The 18,560-nt window shown below is 62.3% G+C and carries 22 protein-coding genes and 1 tRNA gene; 13 read left to right on the forward strand and 10 right to left on the reverse strand.

The genetic code is table 11. The annotated features are described in order from the left end of the window. Window positions 1-210 precede the first annotated feature (210 nt). Window positions 211-1,089 (reverse strand): LysR substrate-binding domain-containing protein, encoded by an 879-nt coding sequence (locus OZ911_RS19015; protein ID WP_268968454.1) that lies wholly within the window; start codon window positions 1,087-1,089, stop codon window positions 211-213. 129 nt (window positions 1,090-1,218) lie between these two features. Continuing rightward, window positions 1,219-3,405 carry a methyl-accepting chemotaxis protein gene (locus tag OZ911_RS19020; protein ID WP_371855223.1) on the reverse strand — a complete coding sequence of 729 codons (2,187 nt, stop codon included), beginning with the start codon at window positions 3,403-3,405 and terminating at the stop codon, window positions 1,219-1,221. Between OZ911_RS19020 and OZ911_RS19025 the strand changes: the two genes are divergently transcribed. The 3 genes from OZ911_RS19025 (at window position 3,299) to OZ911_RS19035 (ending at window position 5,118) form a co-directional block, all read left to right on the forward strand. Continuing rightward, window positions 3,299-3,571 (forward strand): hypothetical protein, encoded by a 273-nt coding sequence (locus tag OZ911_RS19025; RefSeq protein WP_023047270.1) that lies wholly within the window; start codon window positions 3,299-3,301, stop codon window positions 3,569-3,571. The two genes, OZ911_RS19020 and OZ911_RS19025, sit on opposite strands and share 107 nt — an antisense overlap. A gap of 201 nt (window positions 3,572-3,772) precedes the next feature. Then, window positions 3,773-4,468: a 3-oxoacid CoA-transferase subunit A gene (locus OZ911_RS19030; RefSeq protein ID WP_016488002.1), complete on the forward strand. Its 696-nt coding sequence runs from the start codon at window positions 3,773-3,775 to the stop codon at window positions 4,466-4,468. Between the two features lie 8 nt (window positions 4,469-4,476). Next, the gene (locus OZ911_RS19035; protein WP_003251131.1) at window positions 4,477-5,118 is read left to right on the forward strand and encodes a 3-oxoacid CoA-transferase subunit B; all 642 of its coding nucleotides are present in this window, start codon (window positions 4,477-4,479) and stop codon (window positions 5,116-5,118) included. A 188-nt stretch (window positions 5,119-5,306) separates the two neighbouring features. On the opposite strand, the gene arfB is transcribed toward OZ911_RS19035, so the two are convergent. Beyond that, the gene (arfB, locus tag OZ911_RS19040) at window positions 5,307-5,720 is read right to left on the reverse strand and encodes an alternative ribosome rescue aminoacyl-tRNA hydrolase ArfB (protein ID WP_023047269.1); all 414 of its coding nucleotides are present in this window, start codon (window positions 5,718-5,720) and stop codon (window positions 5,307-5,309) included. A gap of 405 nt (window positions 5,721-6,125) precedes the next feature. On the opposite strand from arfB, the gene OZ911_RS19045 reads away from it, so the two are divergent. Together OZ911_RS19045 and OZ911_RS19050 are read left to right on the forward strand one after the other, a co-directional pair. Beyond that, window positions 6,126-6,368, forward strand: a complete 243-nt coding sequence (locus OZ911_RS19045) for a hypothetical protein (RefSeq protein ID WP_023047268.1) — start codon at window positions 6,126-6,128, stop codon at window positions 6,366-6,368. Between the two features lie 21 nt (window positions 6,369-6,389). Then, window positions 6,390-6,659 carry a DUF3077 domain-containing protein gene (locus OZ911_RS19050; protein WP_016488006.1) on the forward strand — a complete coding sequence of 90 codons (270 nt, stop codon included), beginning with the start codon at window positions 6,390-6,392 and terminating at the stop codon, window positions 6,657-6,659. Between the two features lie 115 nt (window positions 6,660-6,774). On the opposite strand, the gene trbK is transcribed toward OZ911_RS19050, so the two are convergent. Together trbK and OZ911_RS19060 are read right to left on the reverse strand one after the other, a co-directional pair. Continuing rightward, window positions 6,775-7,023 (reverse strand): entry exclusion lipoprotein TrbK, encoded by a 249-nt coding sequence (trbK, locus tag OZ911_RS19055; RefSeq protein ID WP_023047267.1) that lies wholly within the window; start codon window positions 7,021-7,023, stop codon window positions 6,775-6,777. 90 nt (window positions 7,024-7,113) lie between these two features. Then, window positions 7,114-7,201 (reverse strand) — tRNA-Ser (locus OZ911_RS19060). Window positions 7,202-7,335: 134 nt separating this feature from the next. Here OZ911_RS19060 and OZ911_RS19065 point away from each other — a divergent pair. From OZ911_RS19065 to OZ911_RS19100, 8 genes are all read left to right on the forward strand, one after another. Further along, complete coding sequence (locus OZ911_RS19065) at window positions 7,336-8,007, forward strand: Bax inhibitor-1/YccA family protein (protein WP_003251184.1); 672 nt, start codon at window positions 7,336-7,338, stop codon at window positions 8,005-8,007. 321 nt (window positions 8,008-8,328) lie between these two features. Continuing rightward, window positions 8,329-9,708, forward strand: a complete 1,380-nt coding sequence (locus tag OZ911_RS19070) for a nucleobase:cation symporter-2 family protein (RefSeq protein WP_023047266.1) — start codon at window positions 8,329-8,331, stop codon at window positions 9,706-9,708. A 175-nt stretch (window positions 9,709-9,883) separates the two neighbouring features. Beyond that, window positions 9,884-10,276, forward strand: coding sequence for a sulfurtransferase complex subunit TusD (gene tusD / locus OZ911_RS19075; protein ID WP_016488109.1), 393 nt, complete (start codon window positions 9,884-9,886; stop codon window positions 10,274-10,276). A 1-nt stretch (window position 10,277) separates the two neighbouring features. Then, window positions 10,278-10,637, forward strand: a complete 360-nt coding sequence (tusC, locus tag OZ911_RS19080; RefSeq protein WP_016488110.1) for a sulfurtransferase complex subunit TusC — start codon at window positions 10,278-10,280, stop codon at window positions 10,635-10,637. Next, a complete protein-coding gene (tusB, locus tag OZ911_RS19085; protein ID WP_016488111.1) occupies window positions 10,637-10,933 on the forward strand; it encodes a sulfurtransferase complex subunit TusB in 297 nt (98 codons plus the stop codon). The genes tusC and tusB overlap by 1 nt, the downstream gene beginning before the upstream one ends. After that, window positions 10,930-11,265 carry a TusE/DsrC/DsvC family sulfur relay protein gene (locus OZ911_RS19090; RefSeq protein ID WP_016488112.1) on the forward strand — a complete coding sequence of 112 codons (336 nt, stop codon included), beginning with the start codon at window positions 10,930-10,932 and terminating at the stop codon, window positions 11,263-11,265. The genes tusB and OZ911_RS19090 overlap by 4 nt, the downstream gene beginning before the upstream one ends. Window positions 11,266-11,276: 11 nt before the next feature. Continuing rightward, window positions 11,277-12,278, forward strand: a complete 1,002-nt coding sequence (locus OZ911_RS19095) for a glycosyl transferase family protein (RefSeq protein ID WP_024717418.1) — start codon at window positions 11,277-11,279, stop codon at window positions 12,276-12,278. Window positions 12,279-12,372: 94 nt separating this feature from the next. Continuing rightward, on the forward strand, window positions 12,373-13,332 hold the full coding sequence (locus tag OZ911_RS19100) for a glutathione S-transferase family protein (protein ID WP_016488114.1): 960 nt from the start codon (window positions 12,373-12,375) through the stop codon (window positions 13,330-13,332). A gap of 130 nt (window positions 13,333-13,462) precedes the next feature. Here OZ911_RS19100 and cysG read toward each other — a convergent pair whose 3' ends face one another. Genes cysG through lolA form a run of 5 tightly spaced genes read right to left on the reverse strand, consistent with a single transcriptional unit; the run spans window position 13,463 to window position 18,498 of the window. Continuing rightward, window positions 13,463-14,854 (reverse strand): siroheme synthase CysG, encoded by a 1,392-nt coding sequence (cysG, locus tag OZ911_RS19105; protein WP_016488115.1) that lies wholly within the window; start codon window positions 14,852-14,854, stop codon window positions 13,463-13,465. Beyond that, entirely contained in the window at window positions 14,855-16,135 is a 1,281-nt protein-coding gene (gene serS / locus OZ911_RS19110; RefSeq protein WP_016488116.1) for a serine--tRNA ligase, read from the reverse strand. A gap of 30 nt (window positions 16,136-16,165) precedes the next feature. Further along, window positions 16,166-16,540, reverse strand: a complete 375-nt coding sequence (gene crcB, locus OZ911_RS19115) for a fluoride efflux transporter CrcB (RefSeq protein WP_016488117.1) — start codon at window positions 16,538-16,540, stop codon at window positions 16,166-16,168. Beyond that, window positions 16,537-17,862: a replication-associated recombination protein A gene (locus OZ911_RS19120; RefSeq protein WP_016488118.1), complete on the reverse strand. Its 1,326-nt coding sequence runs from the start codon at window positions 17,860-17,862 to the stop codon at window positions 16,537-16,539. Before OZ911_RS19120 ends, crcB begins: the two co-directional genes overlap by 4 nt. A gap of 12 nt (window positions 17,863-17,874) precedes the next feature. Next, window positions 17,875-18,498, reverse strand: a complete 624-nt coding sequence (gene lolA / locus OZ911_RS19125) for an outer membrane lipoprotein periplasmic chaperone LolA (RefSeq protein ID WP_016488119.1) — start codon at window positions 18,496-18,498, stop codon at window positions 17,875-17,877. Window positions 18,499-18,560: the final 62 nt, after the last annotated feature.

The raw sequence follows: 18,560 nt of genomic DNA on the forward strand, positions 1-18,560 counted from the left end.
AGCACAGATTTTAAGCCCTGCGCGCCCCCTTGTGGGAGCGGGCAAGCCCGCGAAGCAGGCGGCGCGGTGGATGGCACGGGCTTCGCCCGTGTTCGCGGGCATGCCCGCTCCCACAGTGATCGCGAAAGCTTTCAGATTTGAGCAAGACAGTTGCTCCCACAAAGTACGCGACTCGGTTTCAGACTTTGCACTCTGAGCGAAGGCGCATTCTTACTCCGCCTCAGCCCGCAAGATCCCGATCAGAATTTCAGCCAGCGCCATGACCATAGGGTCCGCCGTAGGCCGATGAAAAATCGCCGCCTCGAACACCTTGATAGGCTTGAACCCCTGCTCCGCCCCGAGCACTCGATGCCCACCCGTCACTACCCGCGACGGCAAGAGGCTAACCCCTAACCCGTTAGCCACCGCCTCCTGAATCCCCGCCAGGCTCGAACTGGTAAAAGCGATCCGCCAACTGCGCCCCATTGCCTCGACGGCACCGATCATGTCATCCCGGTACAACCCGCGTGGCGGAAAGGTCACCAGCGGAATCGGGTCCTGGGCAAAACACGGGTACTGCGCACTGTCGATCCATTCGATGCGCTCCGGCTGGCACGCATTGGCCTCACGGCTGTGGCGCCGCTGCTTGATCAGCACCAGGTCCAGCTCGCCACGGTCATAGGTGCTCATCAAGTCCCGGCTAAGCCCTCCGGTAATTTCCAGTTTTACCGTCGGGTTGCGGCGGTTGAACGCCGCCAGCGCCTGCATCGTCTTGCCCGCGACAAAATCGTCCGGCAGGCCGATGCGCACGGTCACCGTCACCCCGCCCGACATGGCTTCGGTCAACTGGCTGCTCACCGCCAGCAAGTGCCGCGCATACCCCAGCAGGGTTTCCCCCGCATCGGTCGGGTGCACCTCGCGGTTGCTGCGGTCGAGCAGCTGCTGGCCGACCATTTCCTCCAGCCGGCGCACCTTCTGGGTGACCGTGGACTGGGTGGAGTGCAGGCGCGCGGCAGCGGTGGTGAAACTGCCGCAGTCGGCCACCATGACCACGGTGCGGAGCATGTCCAGGTCATAGATGGCGCGGTTGGGTTTGATGGAGTCTGGCATTTGACGGGTTCAGCTTTCTGGATGGGGCTGGGTACATGATGCCTGAAGCTGGAGTGCATGATGCATTGCCCGAGGGCACGGCATGCCTTGTACGCATGCACGAACCGTTTCGCGCACCCGATCTTGTGCTCAAGCTGCAGCGGCCCCCTTACCCTCACCGCTGACCTCGAACTGCCCTACCAGCTTCTGCAGCTTGCCAGCATCCACCCGCACCTTCTGCGCGCTGCTCTGCAGCACCACCGCGGTCTGCTGCATCTCGCTGGAGGACTGGTTGACCTGCTCGATGGTCTTGCCATATTCCACGCTTCGCCGGTTGAGCTGCTGGATGATGGCGAACATGCTTTCCACGGCCTGGTGCAGTTGGACGTTCTCGGACGAAGCGTCTTCGGCAAGGCGCAGGCTGTTGTCCACGTCCTGTACGCCCTGCTCCATGAAACTGACGGCCTGGCGGGTTTCGCCCTGTAGGCTCTCGACCATGTGGCGAATGTCTTCGGCCGCGCGCGCGGTTCGCGCGGCCAGGCTGCGCACCTCGTCGGCCACCACCGCAAAACCACGACCATGCTCGCCGGCGCGCGCCGCCTCGATGGCGGCATTGAGCGCCAGCAGGTTGGTCTGGTTGGTGATGTCGCTGATCAGCCCGGTGATGTTGTCGATCTCGACCATGCGGCTGTCAAGCCGCTGCACGCTGGATGACGAGCGCGCCACCACATCGCGAATGGACTGGGTGCCTGCCTGCACCGCCAGAAACTGCTCGCGGGCACGGCTGACCACCTCGTCCATGGCCTGCTTCATCTGTTCGGCGCTGACCGACGCCTGCTGCAGTTCGCCAAGCTGCTCCTCCATGATGATCATCATCTGATGCACCGCATCAGCCACATCGGCGGAGCTCACGCTGGCCGCCTGGCTGCGCCCGAGCATCATCTGGTTGGTACTGCCGACCGTGCGGCTGGCCTTGACCACCTGGCCCACCACCGCGTCCAGGCGGTCGATGAAACTGTTGATCCAGCGCGCCATATCGCCGCTCTCGTCATTGCCCAGGGTGCTGGTGTCCAGGCGCTGACGCAGGTTGCCTTCACCCTCGGCGATGGTACGCAGCACGCCGCTCATGCCATTAAGCCTGGCAGCCAGGCGCTTGGGCCCAAATACGCCGAACAATAGCGTGGCGCCGAGCATGCTCAAGCCCAGAACAACATCGTTCAGCCCTTGCGCCAGGCCGGCATAGTGCTGCACCAGGTAGTTGCAGCCGAACAACCCGGCCATGGTCGCCACATAGGGTTTCATCAACCCATGACTCAGCGAGCGGCGGCGGTAGACCTCCTCCAGGTCGGCTTCGCACATCATGCCCCAGCGGTCAGGCGAGCCCGGCAACTGGAACGTTACGCCCTTGCCGACCACTGGTACGTGGCGGTAATCCGAGTAACCCGGGTAGGTCACGAACAGGTTGGCACCACGCCTGATGGTTTCCCTTACCCCAGGGTGCAGTTCGCGCGTGGAGGGGTCGGTGAAGCGCAGTTCCAGTTCGGTATGGCGCTGGACCTGTACGGTGGACCAAGGCGTGTGCACTCCACTTTTGAGGTTTTCGCCGTGGGTGAAGGTGCCGTCCTCGAAGCGCGAGCGCGACAGGGCCGTGCCGGGCTGGATCGCCGGGTCGAAGCGCGACTGCGCCATGAACAGGTAGTTGTCGCCCGACTCGGCGAAAATATGCCCGGCCTCGCGCTGGATCAGGTCACCCAGAACATCGTTGGGTACCCGACCGCACAGGCAGCCAAGGACTTTACCGCCAGCCTTCACCGGCTGGTAGAACATCAGCGTCACTTCGTCGTGGAAGCGTGACGACGACGGGCCGATGCGCAGGGTCAGCGGGTCGCTGTAAGGGCCATGCAGAAAGGGCGCCTTCAGCCCTTGGGCCAGCGCTGCAGTCTGCTCGATACGTGGCGTACCACGTTGTGGCCAGGTCGAGGTGATGATGCTGCCCGCAGCATCGACGACAAACAACTCGGAAAAGTCTTCGGCCTGCGCCAGTTTGTCCCGCAGCAGCGTGCTATCGGGTTGAGCGAACCCTTGCGCGAGTTGTTCTGCAAGTTCAGCCAAATGCTCCCAGTGCTCGTTCGCCCAGTCATGCAACAAACGCATGCGGGTCTGGGCAATGGCTTCGAAGGTTTGTTCGATCTGCGGATAGCTCGCCCGGTTCAGGCGACATGCCCAGCCCATGCTGAGCTTTCCGGTTTTACCGAACCAGGGCAACCAGCCCTTCTCACTCGATGACAACGCCATCGAACCACTGGAAAGCGACATTATCTTCACCATACGCGACATCGGATGGCAATCTGATAGCAAATCGCACGCCAACGGCGGGAGCGGTGATAAATGGGGAATTCAAGTCATTGAATGCACAGCACTTGTGCAAGAAAGGTTATGCCAGGCCCTGCATGCACCAACGAGGCGCAAACCCGATGAAATCGGGCCCTTGTCCGAAATGTGACAAATAGCCACCAGAACTGCTCGCACATCGCACAACAGTTCGATAATCGCACAAATTCCGCTAAACCCCCTCTACTGTTGCCCTATCTTGCGGCACGCTATAGCGAAAGTCAGCAACCCATTTCAAGCGCTGACAGGCCTGATCGCTTCAACGCGCCGGCCAGCCCGACAACCCTACTCCAGGAACAACCAGGAGCTCGCCTTGATCAACAAAACGTACGAGTCCATCGCCAGCGCGGTGGAAGGGATCACCGACGGTTCGACCATCATGGTCGGTGGCTTCGGCACAGCCGGCATGCCGTCCGAGCTGATCGATGGCCTGATCGCAACCGGTGCCCGCGACCTGACCATTATCAGCAACAACGCCGGTAACGGCGAGATCGGCCTGGCCGCCCTGCTCATGGCGGGCAGCGTGCGCAAGGTGGTCTGCTCGTTCCCGCGCCAGTCCGACTCCTACGTGTTCGACGAACTGTACCGGGCCGGCAAGATCGAACTGGAAGTCGTACCACAAGGTAACCTGGCCGAGCGCATCCGCGCAGCAGGTTCGGGCATTGGTGCGTTTTTCTCGCCGACCGGCTACGGCACCCTGCTGGCCGAAGGCAAGGAAACCCGTGAAATCGACGGCCGCATGTACGTGCTGGAAATGCCGCTGCACGCCGACTTTGCGCTGATCAAGGCGCACAAGGGTGACCGTTGGGGCAACCTGACCTACCGCAAGGCCGCCCGTAACTTCGGCCCGATCATGGCCATGGCTGCCAAGACCGCCATCGCCCAGGTCGACCAGGTTGTCGAACTCGGTGAACTGGACCCGGAACACATCATCACCCCGGGTATCTTCGTCCAGCGCGTGGTTGCCGTTTCCGGTGCTGCCGCTTCTTCGATTGCCAACGCTGTCTGAGGCCTGCCATGACCATCACCAAAAAGCTCTCCCGCACCGAGATGGCCCAGCGCGTGGCCGCAGACATCCAGGAAGGCGCGTACGTAAACCTGGGCATCGGCGCCCCCACCCTGGTGGCGAACTACCTGGGCGACAAGGAAGTCTTCCTGCACAGCGAGAACGGCCTGCTGGGCATGGGCCCAAGCCCTGCGCCGGGCGAGGAAGACGATGACCTGATCAACGCCGGCAAGCAGCACGTGACTCTGCTGACCGGTGGCGCCTTCTTCCACCATGCCGACTCGTTCTCGATGATGCGTGGCGGCCACCTGGACATCGCCGTACTGGGCGCCTTCCAGGTGTCGGTCAAGGGCGACCTGGCCAACTGGCACACCGGCGCCGAAGGCTCGATCCCGGCCGTAGGCGGCGCGATGGACCTGGCCACCGGCGCCCGCCAGGTGTTCGTGATGATGGACCACCTGACCAAGACCGGCGAAAGCAAGCTGGTGCCCGAGTGCACCTACCCGCTGACCGGCATTGCGTGCGTCAGCCGCATCTACACCGACCTGGCCGTACTGGAAGTAACGCCTGAAGGGCTGAAAGTGGTCGAGATTTGTGCGGATATCGACTTTGACGAGCTGCAGAAGCTGAGCGGTGTGCCGCTGATCAAGTGATCTTGCGGCTTACACGATCTGTTGGCTTACGCGGACCTTTGTAGGAGCGGCCTTGTGCCGCGAAGGGGCTGCAAAGCAGCCCCAGCACCAGTTGATGTAACGCCAAAATCCGGGGGCCGCTTTGCAGCCGGACTAGCCACGCAGGCATCGCCAGAGCCCAGACTTGCCAGCGACGGTCCGACACCGCCCTAGAAATCCACCTTGCCCCGACCCGCCTTGACAGTGCTCCGCCTGGCTTTCCCTTCAAGCCGGCGGGTCTTCGAGCCGAGGGTCGGTTTGGTGGGGCGGCGTTTCTTTTCGGTCTTGCCGGCAGCGATGATCAACTCGGCAAGACGCGCCAGTGCGTCAGCACGGTTCTGCTCCTGGGTGCGGTATTGCTGGGCCTTGAGGATCAACACACCGTCGCCGGTGATGCGACTGTCACGCAGCGCCAGCAGCCGCTCCTTGTAGAACTCGGGCAATGAAGAGGCCGGGATGTCGAAGCGCAGGTGCACGGCGCTGGACACCTTGTTGACATTCTGCCCACCCGCGCCTTGCGCGCGGATATAGGTCAGTTCGATTTCGGCATCCGGCAGATGCACGTTATTGGAGATGGTCAGCATGGTATGGCCCTTGTCATTGCCGCCATTATCACAGCCTTGGCAGCGCTCCCATAGAACAATGCACGATTCCTTGCTATCCCCACCCAAGATGATGTCTATCTGTGTCGAAAAATCAGAATTTTTCGCTTTCTTGTAGGGCATTTCCCAAAGATACTGTTGCCGCCTATTTTCCGTTGCGGGTGCCCTGTTGGGGCTCTAGTCTGGGCCGGTCGCCGCTCATCAGCGACACGGCTTTGACAGGCCGTAACGGTATATAGGTTCTGCGGCGCCCTCAATGGCGGCTGCGCGTGGGGCACGCTTGCGTGCGCCGGAACTTCCTATATCCGCCGGTCTGTCAACCCACGCACAGCTGCCACCTAACCTGTTTGACAGCGGGATCGGCGCAGCCTATCTGGAGATATAGGAATGTTAAAGATGGTCCCCGACCCACCCCACCCCCTCCACTCCCTCGAAGACACCCTCATCCAAGCTGCGGAATATGCCGTCTGCGCGCTAGCCATTTCGCAACAAGCGATGCTGATGCAGCCCAAGTCACCTGCAGCGGTACTGATGCTGGCGACGACCCATGAACTTGAGTCCCTGCGCTCGTTACTTGAGTCCGCATTGATTCAGGTACAGGTGCCGAACGAGCTGCGAATGCAGCACTGAGCCGATCCGGGAGATGGACACATGACTACTGACGAATCGACCGAACAAACCACAGTAGGCAAGACCACGTTCTACCAGGGTGAAAACCAGACACACCCACTGTTTCGCATCGAAGCCGGGATTCCCTGCAAAAGCGCTCGGGAGCAATCCTCGGAGCTGATGGGGTACGTGCGGGAGCTGACGATTATCGGGTTGATGGATGAGAAACCGATGATGATCTGGGCTGCTCATTATCTGAGTGCGCTGGCCAAGGCACTGATGGATGATGCCGAGCTGGGCATGATGCGCTGACTTGCCTGGCCAGCCAGGCGGGGTACAAAAAGCCTCTCACGTTGGCTCGTTAAGCACCTACTGCTCCAACCCAGTCCAAAAAGCCCCAGCATCTCTGCCGGGGCTTTGGCTGGGCTCAGAAGCTGTCAGGTGGGCTCTTTTCGAACTTCCACTTGGTCATCTTTTTGGCAGCGTGGAAGCTCTTGCAGTTGGCGATGAACTCATTGCGGTCCCACTCCCTGGAGAGGCTCGCCAGGATTTGCTCATAGGTTTCACCCGAGCAATTCGCTTCGTTGGGTTCAGGCACCCTGTCTTCGGCAATGGCTGTAAGGCTCACGGCAACGCCAAGCGCTGCAACCAGACGTGCAAAAGGCACACTGGGCATTCACTCACTCCTTTGAATGGACCCGCTCCAGAAGCCCGTTTTACAGGCCCCAAAAACGCAAAAAGCCCTGAATAATCAGGGCTTTGAATATGGCGGAAGCGTAGAGATTCGAACTCTAGGATAGTTGCCCATCGACGGTTTTCAAGACCGTTGCCTTAAACCACTCGGCCACGCTTCCAGCTCGTTTTGCGGCCGCCATAATACCGTAATGAAACACGCTGTCAAACTCTCTGTGTCGCGGGTTGCAGGAGCTCTGTTAGACTCCTAGCATCTGAACGTCTGAAACCACAGGTTTTACCAAGGAGTGTCGCCATGCGCGAACAGGATTACGCCGTCCACCACGGCCAGCAGGTCGAGCAGCAGGAGATCAGCAAGGTCCTGCGCAACACGTACAGCCTGCTGGCGCTTACCCTCGCCTTCAGCGGTGTCATGGCATTCGTTGCCCAGCAAATGCGCGTCGGCTACCCGAACGTGTTCGTGGTGCTGATCGGCTTCTACGGGCTGTTCTTCCTGACCAACAAGCTGCGTGATTCGGCCTGGGGCCTGGTGTCTACCTTCGCCCTCACCGGTTTCATGGGCTTCATCCTCGGCCCTATCCTGAACCGTTACCTGGGCATGGCCGGTGGCGCTGAAGTGGTGAGCTCTGCGTTTGCCATGACTGCGCTGGTGTTTGGTGGTCTGTCGGCCTATGTGCTGATCACCCGCAAGGACATGAGCTTCCTCAGCGGTTTCATCACCGCAGGCTTCTTCGTGTTGCTGGGTGCTGTCGTTGCCAGCTTCTTCTTCCAGATCAGCGGCCTGCAACTGGCGATCAGCGCTGGCTTCGTGCTGTTCTCGTCGGTCTGCATCCTGTTCCAGACCAGCGCGATCATTCATGGCGGCGAGCGTAACTACATCATGGCGACCATCAGCCTGTATGTGTCGATCTACAACCTGTTTGTCAGCCTGCTGCAGCTGTTTGGCATCATGGGTCGTGATGACTGATTGATTGCTGTGTGAGAAAGCCCGCTTCGGCGGGCTTTTTTGTGGGTTTTCGAAAGGGGACTGGGGTCCGGGGTGTACGTCGATAGAGGTTCAGCGCCTGATAAATCGAGCGCCGCGCGGGCGGCGCTCGATTTCTGCCCCTCCCTATAACTCAGGGAGGACACCTGCCCCTCAAAACCCTGCCAACCGCAATTGCTGACTAAAAAGTCAGATAATCAGGCAAATGCTCGCCGATCATGCAGACATCGTGCTTTTCTCTACCGCAATCGCTTATCACCCCGTAGAATGCGCTCCTTTTTTCTTTCGGGGCGGCTTTCAGCAATGAGCTCACACGAACACAGCCCAGGCGCAGCGGCGCCTGCCAATGAACTGGTGCTTGGCCTGGAGGACAAGCCACGGCTGCTGATCGGCCTGCTGGCTGCCCTGCAGCACCTGCTGGCGATCATCGTGCCGATCGTCACCCCTGGCCTGCTGATCTGCCAGGCGCTGGGCGTTTCTGCGCGTGATACCAACCTGATCGTTTCCATGTCGCTGGTTATCTCGGGTATCGCCACCTTCGTCCAGTGCAAGCGCTTTGGCCCGTTCGGCGCCGGGCTGCTGATCGTGCAGGGCACCAGCTTCAACTTCGTTGGCCCACTGATTGCGGGCGGCGCGCTGATGGTCAAGCAAGGCACGCCGGTAGAAGGTGTGATGGCAGCCATCTTCGGCGTGGTGATTGCGGGCTCGTTCGTGGAAATGGGCGTGTCGCGCATCCTGCCGTTCGTCAAACGCCTGATCACCCCGCTGGTGACCGGTATCGTGGTGCTGATGATCGGCCTGACCTTGATCAAGGTCGGCCTGATCAGCATGGGCGGTGGCTTTGGCGCCATGGCCAACGGCACCTTTGCCAATGGCGATAACCTGCTGCTGTCGGGCGTGGTGCTGGCGATCATCGTGATCCTCAACCGCGTACCCGTAGTGTGGATGCGCAGTTGCGCCATCGTCATCGCCCTGGCGGTCGGTTACGCGCTGGCCGGCTACATGGGCCGCCTGGACTTCACCGGCATGCATGAAGCCGCGCTGTTCCAGGTGCCGACCCCGCTGCACTTTGGCCTGGGCTTCTCGTGGGCGCTGTTCATTCCGATGCTGGTGATTTACCTGGTGACTTCGCTGGAAGCCATCGGTGACGTTACCGCCACCAGCAAGGTGTCGCGCCAGCCGGTCGAAGGGCCGGTGTGGATGCAGCGGATCAAAGGTGGCGTGCTGGTCAACGGTGCCAACTCGCTGCTGGCCGGTGTGTTCAACACCTTCCCCAGCTCGATCTTTGCCCAGAACAACGGGGTGATTCAGCTGACCGGTATTGCCAGCCGCCACATCGGCATGTGGATTGCCGTGATGCTGGTGCTGCTGGGGCTGTTCCCAAGCGTTGCCGGGGTGATCCAGGCGGTGCCGGAGCCGGTGCTGGGTGGTGCGGCCATGGTGATGTTCGGGGCGGTTGCGGCTTCGGGTATCAACATTCTGGCCAGCACCCGGCTGGACCGTCGTGCACTGCTGATCATTGCCGTGTCGTTGGCGCTGGGCCTGGGCGTGGCGCAGGTGCCGGAGTTCCTGGCGCATATGCCGGCGGCGATTCGCAATGTGCTGGAGTCGGGTGTGGCTACCGGGGGGATCTGTGCGCTGGTGCTGAACTGGTTCTTGCCGGAGAGCAAGGAGCAGGGTTGAGTCTTGTGTCCTTCTGACAGGGCAATGGGGCTGCTTTGCAGCCCATCGCGACACAAGGCCGCTCCTACAGGGGTCGCGTAGGGCACACGGATACATAGAAAGCCCGCGCCGCTTGCACAAGCGGGCGCGGGCTTTTTTGCTTTATCATGGCAGCATTCCTTTGCATGAGTTATCCATGAAATTCGCTATCGCGGTGTTCTCCCCGGCCCATGCGCCCTCCTCGCGGCGTGCCTTGCGCTACGCCGAGGCGGTACTGGCCGGCGGGCATGAGATTGCCCGGCTGTTTTTCTATCAGGACGGGGTGCACAGTGCCTCGGCCAACGTGGTCGCGCCCCAGGACGAACTGGACGTGGCAGGCCAATGGCGTACCTTTATCCAGACCCACCAGCTGGACGCGGTGGTGTGTATCGCCGCGGCCCTGCGCCGTGGCGTGCTCGACGAGGCTGAAGCCAACCGTTACCAGCGCCCGGCCGTGAACCTGCCCAAACCGTGGGAACTGTCGGGGCTTGGCCAGCTGCATGAAGCGGCGCAGGTTGCCGACCGCCTTGTCTGCTTCGGAGGCGACTGAAATGGCCAAATCCTTGTTGATCATCAGCCGTCAGGCCCCGTGGAACGGCCCATCAGCCCGCGAAGCACTGGACATTGTCCTGGCCGGCGGCGCGTTCGACCTGCCGCTGGGCATGCTGTTCCTGGACGACGGCGTGTTCCAGCTCGCCCCGGCGCAGCAACCTACCGCTGTGCAACAGAAGAACCTGGCCGCCAACCTGCAGGCACTGCCAATGTTCGGTGTCGAAGAACTGTTTGCCTGCAGCCACAGCCTTAAGCGCCGCGGCCTGGCAGCCGATGCCCTGGCACTGCCGGTGCAAGTGCTCGACGACGCGGCACTGGCCGCGCTGATCGCCCGTTTCGACCAGGTGGTAACGCTCTGATGACAACCCTGCATGTAATTGCCCACTCCCCGTTTGGCGACGAGCGCCTGGCCAGCTGCCTGCGCCTGCTCGGCACCGACGACGCGTTGCTGCTGTGCGGCGATGCGGTGTATGCCCTGCGCAGCGGCAGCGAGCCGCATCGCCAACTGCAAGCTGCCGGCCTGGCCCGGCGCCTGTTCGCCCTGGATGAGGATGTGCAAGCTCGCGCGGTCGGCAACGACTTGGCCAAAGCCGTGGACTACGCCGGGTTCGTCGAACTGTCGCTGCTTTACGACAAGGTCAACAGCTGGCTATGAGTACGCTCAACGTTGGCGATCAGGCGATCGCCCTGGACAAGGACGGCTTTCTGGTCGACCTGCAAGACTGGTCCCGCGCCGCCGCCGAGGCTTTAGCCGAGCGCGAGGGTATCCCGTTGACGGCGGACCATTGGGAAATCCTCGAACTGCTGCGCCAGTTCTACCAGGAATACCAGCTGTCCCCGGCCACGCGCCCACTGATCAAGTACACGGCCCTGAAGCTGGGCCCGGAAAAGGGCAACAGCCCGCACCTGAACCGCCTGTTCAATGGCACCCCCGCCAAACTTGCCGCCAAGCTGGCGGGCCTGCCCAAGCCGACCAACTGCATATGACCCAGCCCCTCTTGAAAGAAGTTCGCCCGCTCACGCTTGAAACCCCTGCCGAGCACCCGTTCGCCGAATTCGTGCGCATTCTCGGCAAAGGCAAGCGCGGCGCGCGCGGCCTGACCCGTGAAGAGGCCCGCGCGGCCATGACCCTGCTGCTGGAAGGCAAGGTCGAGGACACCCAGCTGGGCGCCTTCCTCATGCTGCTGCGCCACAAGGAAGAAAGCGCCGAAGAGCTGGCCGGCTTCACCGAGGCGCTGCGCGCCCACCTGCAGGCGCCGAGCATTGCGGTGGACCTGGACTGGCCCACTTACGCCGGCAAGAAGCGCCACCTGCCCTGGTACCTGCTGGCGGCCAAGTGCCTGGCCGGCAATGGCGTGCGCATCCTGATGCACGGCGGTGGCGCGCATACCGCCGGGCGGATGTACACAGAGCAACTGCTCGACCTGTTGCAGATCCCGCTGTGCCGCGACTGGGCTGCTGTGGGCAATACACTGGACCAGCATCACCTGGCGTTTTTCCCGCTGCACGACTGGGCGCCGCAGTTGCAGCGCATGATCGACCTGCGCAACACCTTGGGCCTGCGCTCGCCCATCCACTCACTGGCCCGGGTGCTCAACCCGCTGGGCGCACGCTGTGGCCTGCAAAGCATCTTCCACCCGGGTTACCAGGCTGTGCACCGTGAGGCCAGCCGCCTGCTGGGCGACCATGCCGTGGTGATCAAGGGCGATGGCGGTGAGATCGAAGTCAACCCCGATGTCATCAGCCACCTCTACGGGACGACGGCGGGCGAAGCATGGGACGAAGAATGGCCAGCGCTGAGCGAGCGCCGCCATGTCAAACCGGCCAGCCTGCAGGCCGAGCACTTGCGGGCGTTCTGGCGCGGTGAAGTGGAAGACAGTTATGGCGAAAAAGCCCTGATCGCAACCATGGCCCTGGCCCTGCGTGGCCTGGGACAGAACCGCGAGCAGGCATTTGCGACAGCCCAAGGCTATTGGAATACGCGAGATAGATCGATTTAACTGATAATAGCACCTGGATCTTTGCGCTATTTGTTCGAACGATTTGGCCTAGACTGGGCTCCAACGACAAACAACTTTGTTTCAGGAGCTCGTCATGGGCCTTTTGATCGACGGCCGCTGGCACGACCAGTGGTATGAAAACGGCAAGGACGGCACGTTCAAACGCGAAAACGCCCAACGCCGCAATCAACTGCCGGCTCCCGAAGCCGGCCGGTACCACCTGTACGTCTCGCTGGCCTGCCCATGGGCCCACCGCACCCTGATCTTGCGCGCCCTCAAAGGCCTTGAGCCATTGATCGATGTATCGGTGGTCAGCTGGCTGATGCAAGACCATGGCTGGACCTTCGACCAGCAGCAAGGCTCCAGCGGTGACCCCCTCGATGGCCTGCAGTACCTGCACCAGCGCTATACCCAGGATGACCCACACTACACCGGCCGCGTGACTGTGCCGGTACTGTGGGACAAGAAAGAGAAACGCATCGTCAACAATGAATCGTCGGAGATCATCCGCATCTTCAACAGCGCGTTCAACGAATTGACCGGCAATACCCTGGACCTCTACCCCGAGGCACTGCGCCCGACCATCGAAGCACTGAACGAGCGCATCTACCCAGCGGTGAACAACGGCGTATACCGCGCAGGCTTTGCCACCACGCAGGACGCCTACGAGGCTGCTTTCGACGACGTGTTCAACGAGCTGGATTATCTGGAAGACGTGCTGAGCCGCAACCGTTACCTGGCCGGTGAGTACCTGACCGAGGCCGATGTACGCCTGTTTACCACGCTGGTGCGCTTCGACGCGGTGTACCACGGGCACTTCAAGTGCAACCTGCGCCGCCTCAGCGACTACCACAACCTGTCAAACTGGCTGCGTGAGCTGTACCAGTGGCCAGGGGTGGCGGGCACGGTGGATATGGAGCATATCCAGAAGCACTATTACATGAGCCACAAGACCATCAACCCGACCGGGATCGTGCCTAAAGGGCCTTTGCAGGACTTTGGCTTGCCGCATGATCGGGAGAAGTTGGTAGGGAAAGGGATCTGGCAGGCTTGAGATAGCCGGGGCTGCTTTGCAGCCCATTCGCAGCACAAGGCTGCTCCTACAGGAATCACGTCGGGCTTCACGCGATCCCTGTGGGAGCAGCCTTGTGCTGCGAATGGGCCGCAAAGCGGCCCCAACAATGTCAGCTGTTTTGCGAACCTTCGAACCAGGCCAGCTTGTCACGCAACTGCACCACTTCCCCCACAATCACCAGGGTCGGCGCATGCACTTCATGCCGGGCCACCAAGTCTGGCAAGTCCGCCAAGGTACCGGTAAACACTCGCTGGTTACGCGTAGTCCCCTGCTGCACCAACGCCGCCGGGGTACTTGCCGCCCGCCCATGGCGAATCAGCTCGGCGCAGATGGTCGGCAAACCAACCAATCCCATGTAGAACACCAGGGTCTGGGACGGCGCCACCAGGTCATTCCACGGCAGGTTGCTGGTGCCATCCTTCAGGTGCCCGGTGACGAAGCGCACCGACTGGGCGTAGTCGCGGTGAGTCAGCGGAATCCCGCCATACGCGGAGCAGCCACTGGCCGCGGTAATGCCCGGCACCACCTGGAACGGAATGCCATGCTCGGCAAGCTCTTCGATCTCTTCGCCACCCCGGCCGAAGATGAACGGATCACCACCCTTCAGGCGCAACACGCGCTTGCCCTGCTGGGCCAGGTCGACCAGCAGGCGGTTGATCTGGTCCTGGGGCACGGAGTGGTCAGCACGGCGCTTGCCCACGTAGATCCGCTCGGCATCACGCCGGCACATCTCGATAATGGCAGGCGCCACCAGGCGGTCGTACAGCACCACGTCGGCCTGCTGCATCAGGCGCAAAGCGCGGAAGGTGAGCAGGTCCGGATCACCCGGGCCCGCCCCTACCAGGTACACCTCACCGCCCTGCTGCAGTGGCGCGCCTTCTACCATCGCCTGCAACAAGCGCTCGGCTTCAGCGCCCTGCCCGGCCAGCTGGCGCTCGGCAATCGGCCCCTGGAACACCGTCTCCCAGAAGCCGCGACGCTGGTTGACGTCCGGGTACAAGGCTTTCACCTTGTGCCGGAAACGCGCAGCCAGCCCGGCCAGCTCACCATAGGCTGCGGGGATCCACGCCTCCAGCTTGGCGCGAATCAGACGCGCCAGGACCGGGGCGTCACCGCCACTGGATACCGCAATCACCAGCGGTGAGCGGTCGACGATCGCCGGGAAGATCACCGTGCACAGGGCCGGCGCATCCACCACGTTGACCGGCAGGCTGAGGGCCTGGGCATCGGCCGACACCTGAGCGTTCAGCCCAGGGTCGTCGGTAGCCGCGATCACCAGCCGGCAACCGACCAGGTCGGCTGCCTGATAGCCACGCACCAGCACCTCACCGCCACCTTCGCGGGCCAACGCGGCCAACTGGCCGTCGACGTCCGGCGCTACCACGCGCAGCACGCTACCGGCATCCGCCAGCAGGCGCGCCTTGCGCAAGGCGATCTCCCCACCGCCGACGACCAGCACGCGGCCGCCCTGCAGCTTGTGGAACAGTGGCAGGTAATCCATTTAGCGGATGACCTCGACGCCGCCCATGTACGGCTTGAGCACGTCCGGTACACGGATGGAACCGTCGGCCTGCTGGTAGTTTTCCAGCACGGCAACCAGGGTACGGCCTACGGCCAGGCCGGAGCCGTTGAGGGTGTGCACCAGCTCTGGCTTGCCGGTTTCCGGGTTGCGCCAGCGGGCCTGCATGCGGCGCGCCTGGAAGTCGCCACAGTTGGAGCACGAGCTGATTTCGCGGTACTTGTCCTGGCTCGGCACCCACACTTCCAGGTCGTAGGTTTTCACTGCACCAAAGCCCATGTCACCGGTGCACAAGGCCAGCACGCGGTACGGCAGCTCCAGCAGCTGCAGCACGCGCTCGGCGTTGGCGGTCAGGCCTTCCAGGGCTTCCATCGACTTGGCCGGCTCTACCACCTGCACCATCTCGACTTTGTCGAACTGGTGCTGACGGATCATGCCGCGGGTGTCACGGCCGGAAGCACCGGCTTCACTGCGGAAGCACGGGGTGTGGGCAACCAGTTTCAGCGGCAGCTGCTTGGCGTCGAGGATTTCACCGGCAACCAGGTTGGTCAGGGACACTTCAGCAGTCGGGATCAGGTAGAAGTCAGCTTCACCTTCGCGGGTGATCTTGAACAGGTCTTCCTCGAATTTTGGCAGCTGGCCAGTGCCCTGCAAGGCAGGCGCCTGCACCAGATACGGGGTGTAGTGCTCCTCGTAGCCGTGCTCGCCGGTGTGCAGGTTGATCATGAACTGCGCCAGGGCGCGGTGCAGGCGGGCGATCGGGCCGCGCAGTACAGCAAAACGGGCACCAGACAGCTTGGCTGCGGCCTCGAAGTCCAGGCCCCCGCTGACTTCGCCGAGGGCGACGTGGTCCTTGATTTCGAAGTCAAAGGCGGTCGGCGTACCCCAACGGCGCACTTCGACGTTGTCGTCTTCGCTGGCACCGACCGGTACGCTGGCATCCGGCAGGTTGGGGATGGTCAGCAGGATACCGTCCAGTTCGGCCTGAATGCCGTCCAGCTCGGTCTTGCCGGCAGCCAGTTCGTTGGCCATGCGCTCGACGTCGGCCATCAGTGGCGCGATGTCTTCGCCCTTGGCCTTGGCCTGGCCGATGGACTTGGAACGGGCGTTACGCTCGGCCTGCAATTGCTCGGTGCGGGTCTGCACCGCCTTGCGGCGCTCTTCCAGTGATTCGATGCGCGCGACATCCAGGCTGAAGCCACGGGAGGCCAGGCGTTGCGCCACTTCCTGAAGTTGGCCGCGTAACAGTTTGGAATCGAGCATATCGTTCTCTCGTTATAGGTAGGTGTTGGTTCAGAATCGGGTCAGGGACAGGCCGGCCCAGGTTGCGAGCAGCCCGCCCACCACGCTGATACTGGTATAGCCCAAGGCAAGGGGCACTTGCCCGCTTTCCATCAGGCGCACGGTATCGAGCGAGAAAGAGGAAAAGGTCGTCAGGCCACCGAGGAAGCCGACAATCAGGCCGGCGCGTAATTCGACCGGCGCCAGCGGCTTGTGCAAGAACAAGCCATAGAGCAAGCCGATCAGCAGGCAGCCAACCAGGTTGACCGCCAGCGTACCGGCATAAAAGTGCCGTGGCCAGTGGGCCGCTACCCAGTTGGCGGTAGCGAAGCGCAACAGGGTGCCGGCAACACCGCCCGCGCTGACCGCGGCAATGAGTGCAATCACGGTTTTCTCCGCTGGCGGGGGCTGTTACGGTCCAGGTCGGCCAGGTGGCGCAGCTTCTCGCCAATCTTCAGCTCCAGGCCACGGGGCACCGGCTGGTAGTACTGGCGCGGCTCCAGCGCATCGGGGAAGTAATCCTCACCGGCGGCGTAGGCATCAGGTTCATCGTGGGCATAGCGATACTCGTCGCCATAACCCAGTTGCTTCATCAGCTTGGTCGGGGCGTTGCGCAGGTGCAACGGCACCTCCAGCGAGCCATGCTCGGCCGCTTCACGCAGGGCAGTCTTGAAGCCCATGTATACCGCGTTGCTTTTCGGCGCACAGGCCAGGTAGGTGATGGCCTGTGCCACCGCCAGTTCGCCCTCGGGGCTGCCCAGGCGCTCCTGCACGTCCCAGGCTGCCAGGCACAGGCTGAGCGCGCGCGGGTCGGCGTTGCCGATGTCCTCGCTGGCCATGCGCACCACACGGCGGGCGATGTACAGCGGGTCGCAGCCGCCGTCGAGCATGCGGGCAAACCAGTACAGGGCGCCATCGGGGTTGGAGCCGCGCACCGACTTGTGCAGCGCGGAAATCTGGTCGTAGAACGCCTCGCCGCCCTTGTCGAAGCGGCGGCGGCTGTCACCCAGCAGGCTCTGCAGCATCTCGACGTCGATCTCGCTGCCGTCTTCCGCCAGGTCCGAGGCGTTCTCGAGGAAGTTGAGCATGCGCCGGCCATCCCCGTCGGCAGCGGCCATGAGCATCTTGAAGGCCTCGTCGCCCACCTGCAGGTTGCGCTTGCCCAGGCCACGCTCTTCGGTCAGCGCACGGTTGACCAGCTTGCGCAGGGCCGCCTCGTCCAGGCTCTTGAGCACATACACCCGCGCCCGCGACAACAGCGCGTTGTTCAGCTCGAACGACGGGTTTTCGGTGGTAGCGCCGATGAACAGCAGGGTGCCGTCTTCGACGTAGGGCAAAAAGGCGTCCTGCTGCGACTTGTTGAAGCGGTGCACCTCGTCAACGAACAGGATGGTGCGCCGGCCATACTGCCCAGCCTGCTGCTTGGCCACCTCGACCGCCTGGCGAATCTCTTTCACCCCGGCCAGCACCGCCGACACGGTTTCGAAGTGCGCATCGCAAAACTGCGCCAGCAGCCGCGCCAGAGTGGTCTTGCCCACCCCAGGCGGCCCCCAGAAGATCATCGAGTGCAGCGCCCCCTGCTCCAGCGCCTCACGCAGCGGTTTGCCGCGCGCCAGCAGGTGCTCCTGGCCCACGTACTCGTCCAGGTTGGACGGGCGCAGGCGAGCAGCCAGGGGCTGGGCGACGGGTTCGCTTCGAAACAGGTCCATGACGAGCTCCGCTTACTCCTTGATCACGTCCGCACCTTTGGGGATGTCGAACTTGAACCTGCTGTCCGGCACCGCCTGGTTGGCCTTGACGCCATTGAACAGGATGTTGGTGCGTTGGCCGACGCTGTCGACCAACTGCATGTCATTGATCAGGCCTTTGCGGAACGACACGCGCAGCGAGTCGAACAGGGTGTCCTTGGTCTTCGGCTTGAGGGTGAAGTCCATGACTTCGCCCTGCTCCTTGGAGGTGATATCGAAGCTCTGGCTGATCTTCGACACGTCACCGGACAGCAGCAGTGCCGGGGTCTGGTTCAGGCGCACGTCGAGCTTCTTGATGGTGGCCTGTTCCAGGTCCGGGTCCCACAGGGTAACCATCTTGCCATCAGACACCACCACCTGCTCCTGCGGCGCATCGGTGTGCCAGTAGAACAGGCCCGGGCGCTTGACTGTCATCTGGCCAGCGGTTTCCTGCAGGCTGGCGCCGTCGGCACCCAAGGTCAATTGAGAGAAATTGGCCTCGATGGTCTGCGACTTTTCCAGCAGCTGGGTCAGGCGTTGTACATCTTGCTCGCCGGCAAAAGCCGAAACGCTGCCCAGAGCAAGGGCAGAAACCAACAGCATGCGAATCGCGCGCATGGTAATCCTCATTGAGCATTGAAAAGACCGGGCGCCACCGTTGGCGCCCGGCAAGGTGTTCA

The organism is Pseudomonas fortuita (genome assembly GCF_026898135.2).
GTDB classification, from domain to species: Bacteria; Pseudomonadota; Gammaproteobacteria; order Pseudomonadales; family Pseudomonadaceae; genus Aquipseudomonas; species Aquipseudomonas fortuita.

What these genes read in the sequence shown, in the direction of transcription:
- OZ911_RS19015 (WP_268968454.1), bottom strand. Translation starts at nt 1,089, where the DNA reads ATGCCAGACTCCATCAAACCCAACCGCGCCATCTATGACCTGGACATG.
- OZ911_RS19025 (WP_023047270.1), top strand. Translation starts at nt 3,299, where the DNA reads ATGCTGAGCTTTCCGGTTTTACCGAACCAGGGCAACCAGCCCTTCTCA.
- OZ911_RS19020 (WP_371855223.1), bottom strand. Translation starts at nt 3,405, where the DNA reads ATGTCGCGTATGGTGAAGATAATGTCGCTTTCCAGTGGTTCGATGGCG.
- OZ911_RS19035 (WP_003251131.1), top strand. Translation starts at nt 4,477, where the DNA reads ATGACCATCACCAAAAAGCTCTCCCGCACCGAGATGGCCCAGCGCGTG.
- arfB (WP_023047269.1), bottom strand. Translation starts at nt 5,720, where the DNA reads ATGCTGACCATCTCCAATAACGTGCATCTGCCGGATGCCGAAATCGAA.
- OZ911_RS19045 (WP_023047268.1), top strand. Translation starts at nt 6,126, where the DNA reads ATGTTAAAGATGGTCCCCGACCCACCCCACCCCCTCCACTCCCTCGAA.
- OZ911_RS19050 (WP_016488006.1), top strand. Translation starts at nt 6,390, where the DNA reads ATGACTACTGACGAATCGACCGAACAAACCACAGTAGGCAAGACCACG.
- trbK (WP_023047267.1), bottom strand. Translation starts at nt 7,023, where the DNA reads ATGCCCAGTGTGCCTTTTGCACGTCTGGTTGCAGCGCTTGGCGTTGCC.
- OZ911_RS19065 (WP_003251184.1), top strand. Translation starts at nt 7,336, where the DNA reads ATGCGCGAACAGGATTACGCCGTCCACCACGGCCAGCAGGTCGAGCAG.
- OZ911_RS19070 (WP_023047266.1), top strand. Translation starts at nt 8,329, where the DNA reads ATGAGCTCACACGAACACAGCCCAGGCGCAGCGGCGCCTGCCAATGAA.
- tusD (WP_016488109.1), top strand. Translation starts at nt 9,884, where the DNA reads ATGAAATTCGCTATCGCGGTGTTCTCCCCGGCCCATGCGCCCTCCTCG.
- tusC (WP_016488110.1), top strand. Translation starts at nt 10,278, where the DNA reads ATGGCCAAATCCTTGTTGATCATCAGCCGTCAGGCCCCGTGGAACGGC.
- tusB (WP_016488111.1), top strand. Translation starts at nt 10,637, where the DNA reads ATGACAACCCTGCATGTAATTGCCCACTCCCCGTTTGGCGACGAGCGC.
- OZ911_RS19090 (WP_016488112.1), top strand. Translation starts at nt 10,930, where the DNA reads ATGAGTACGCTCAACGTTGGCGATCAGGCGATCGCCCTGGACAAGGAC.
- OZ911_RS19100 (WP_016488114.1), top strand. Translation starts at nt 12,373, where the DNA reads ATGGGCCTTTTGATCGACGGCCGCTGGCACGACCAGTGGTATGAAAAC.
- cysG (WP_016488115.1), bottom strand. Translation starts at nt 14,854, where the DNA reads ATGGATTACCTGCCACTGTTCCACAAGCTGCAGGGCGGCCGCGTGCTG.
- serS (WP_016488116.1), bottom strand. Translation starts at nt 16,135, where the DNA reads ATGCTCGATTCCAAACTGTTACGCGGCCAACTTCAGGAAGTGGCGCAA.
- OZ911_RS19120 (WP_016488118.1), bottom strand. Translation starts at nt 17,862, where the DNA reads ATGGACCTGTTTCGAAGCGAACCCGTCGCCCAGCCCCTGGCTGCTCGC.
- lolA (WP_016488119.1), bottom strand. Translation starts at nt 18,498, where the DNA reads ATGCGCGCGATTCGCATGCTGTTGGTTTCTGCCCTTGCTCTGGGCAGC.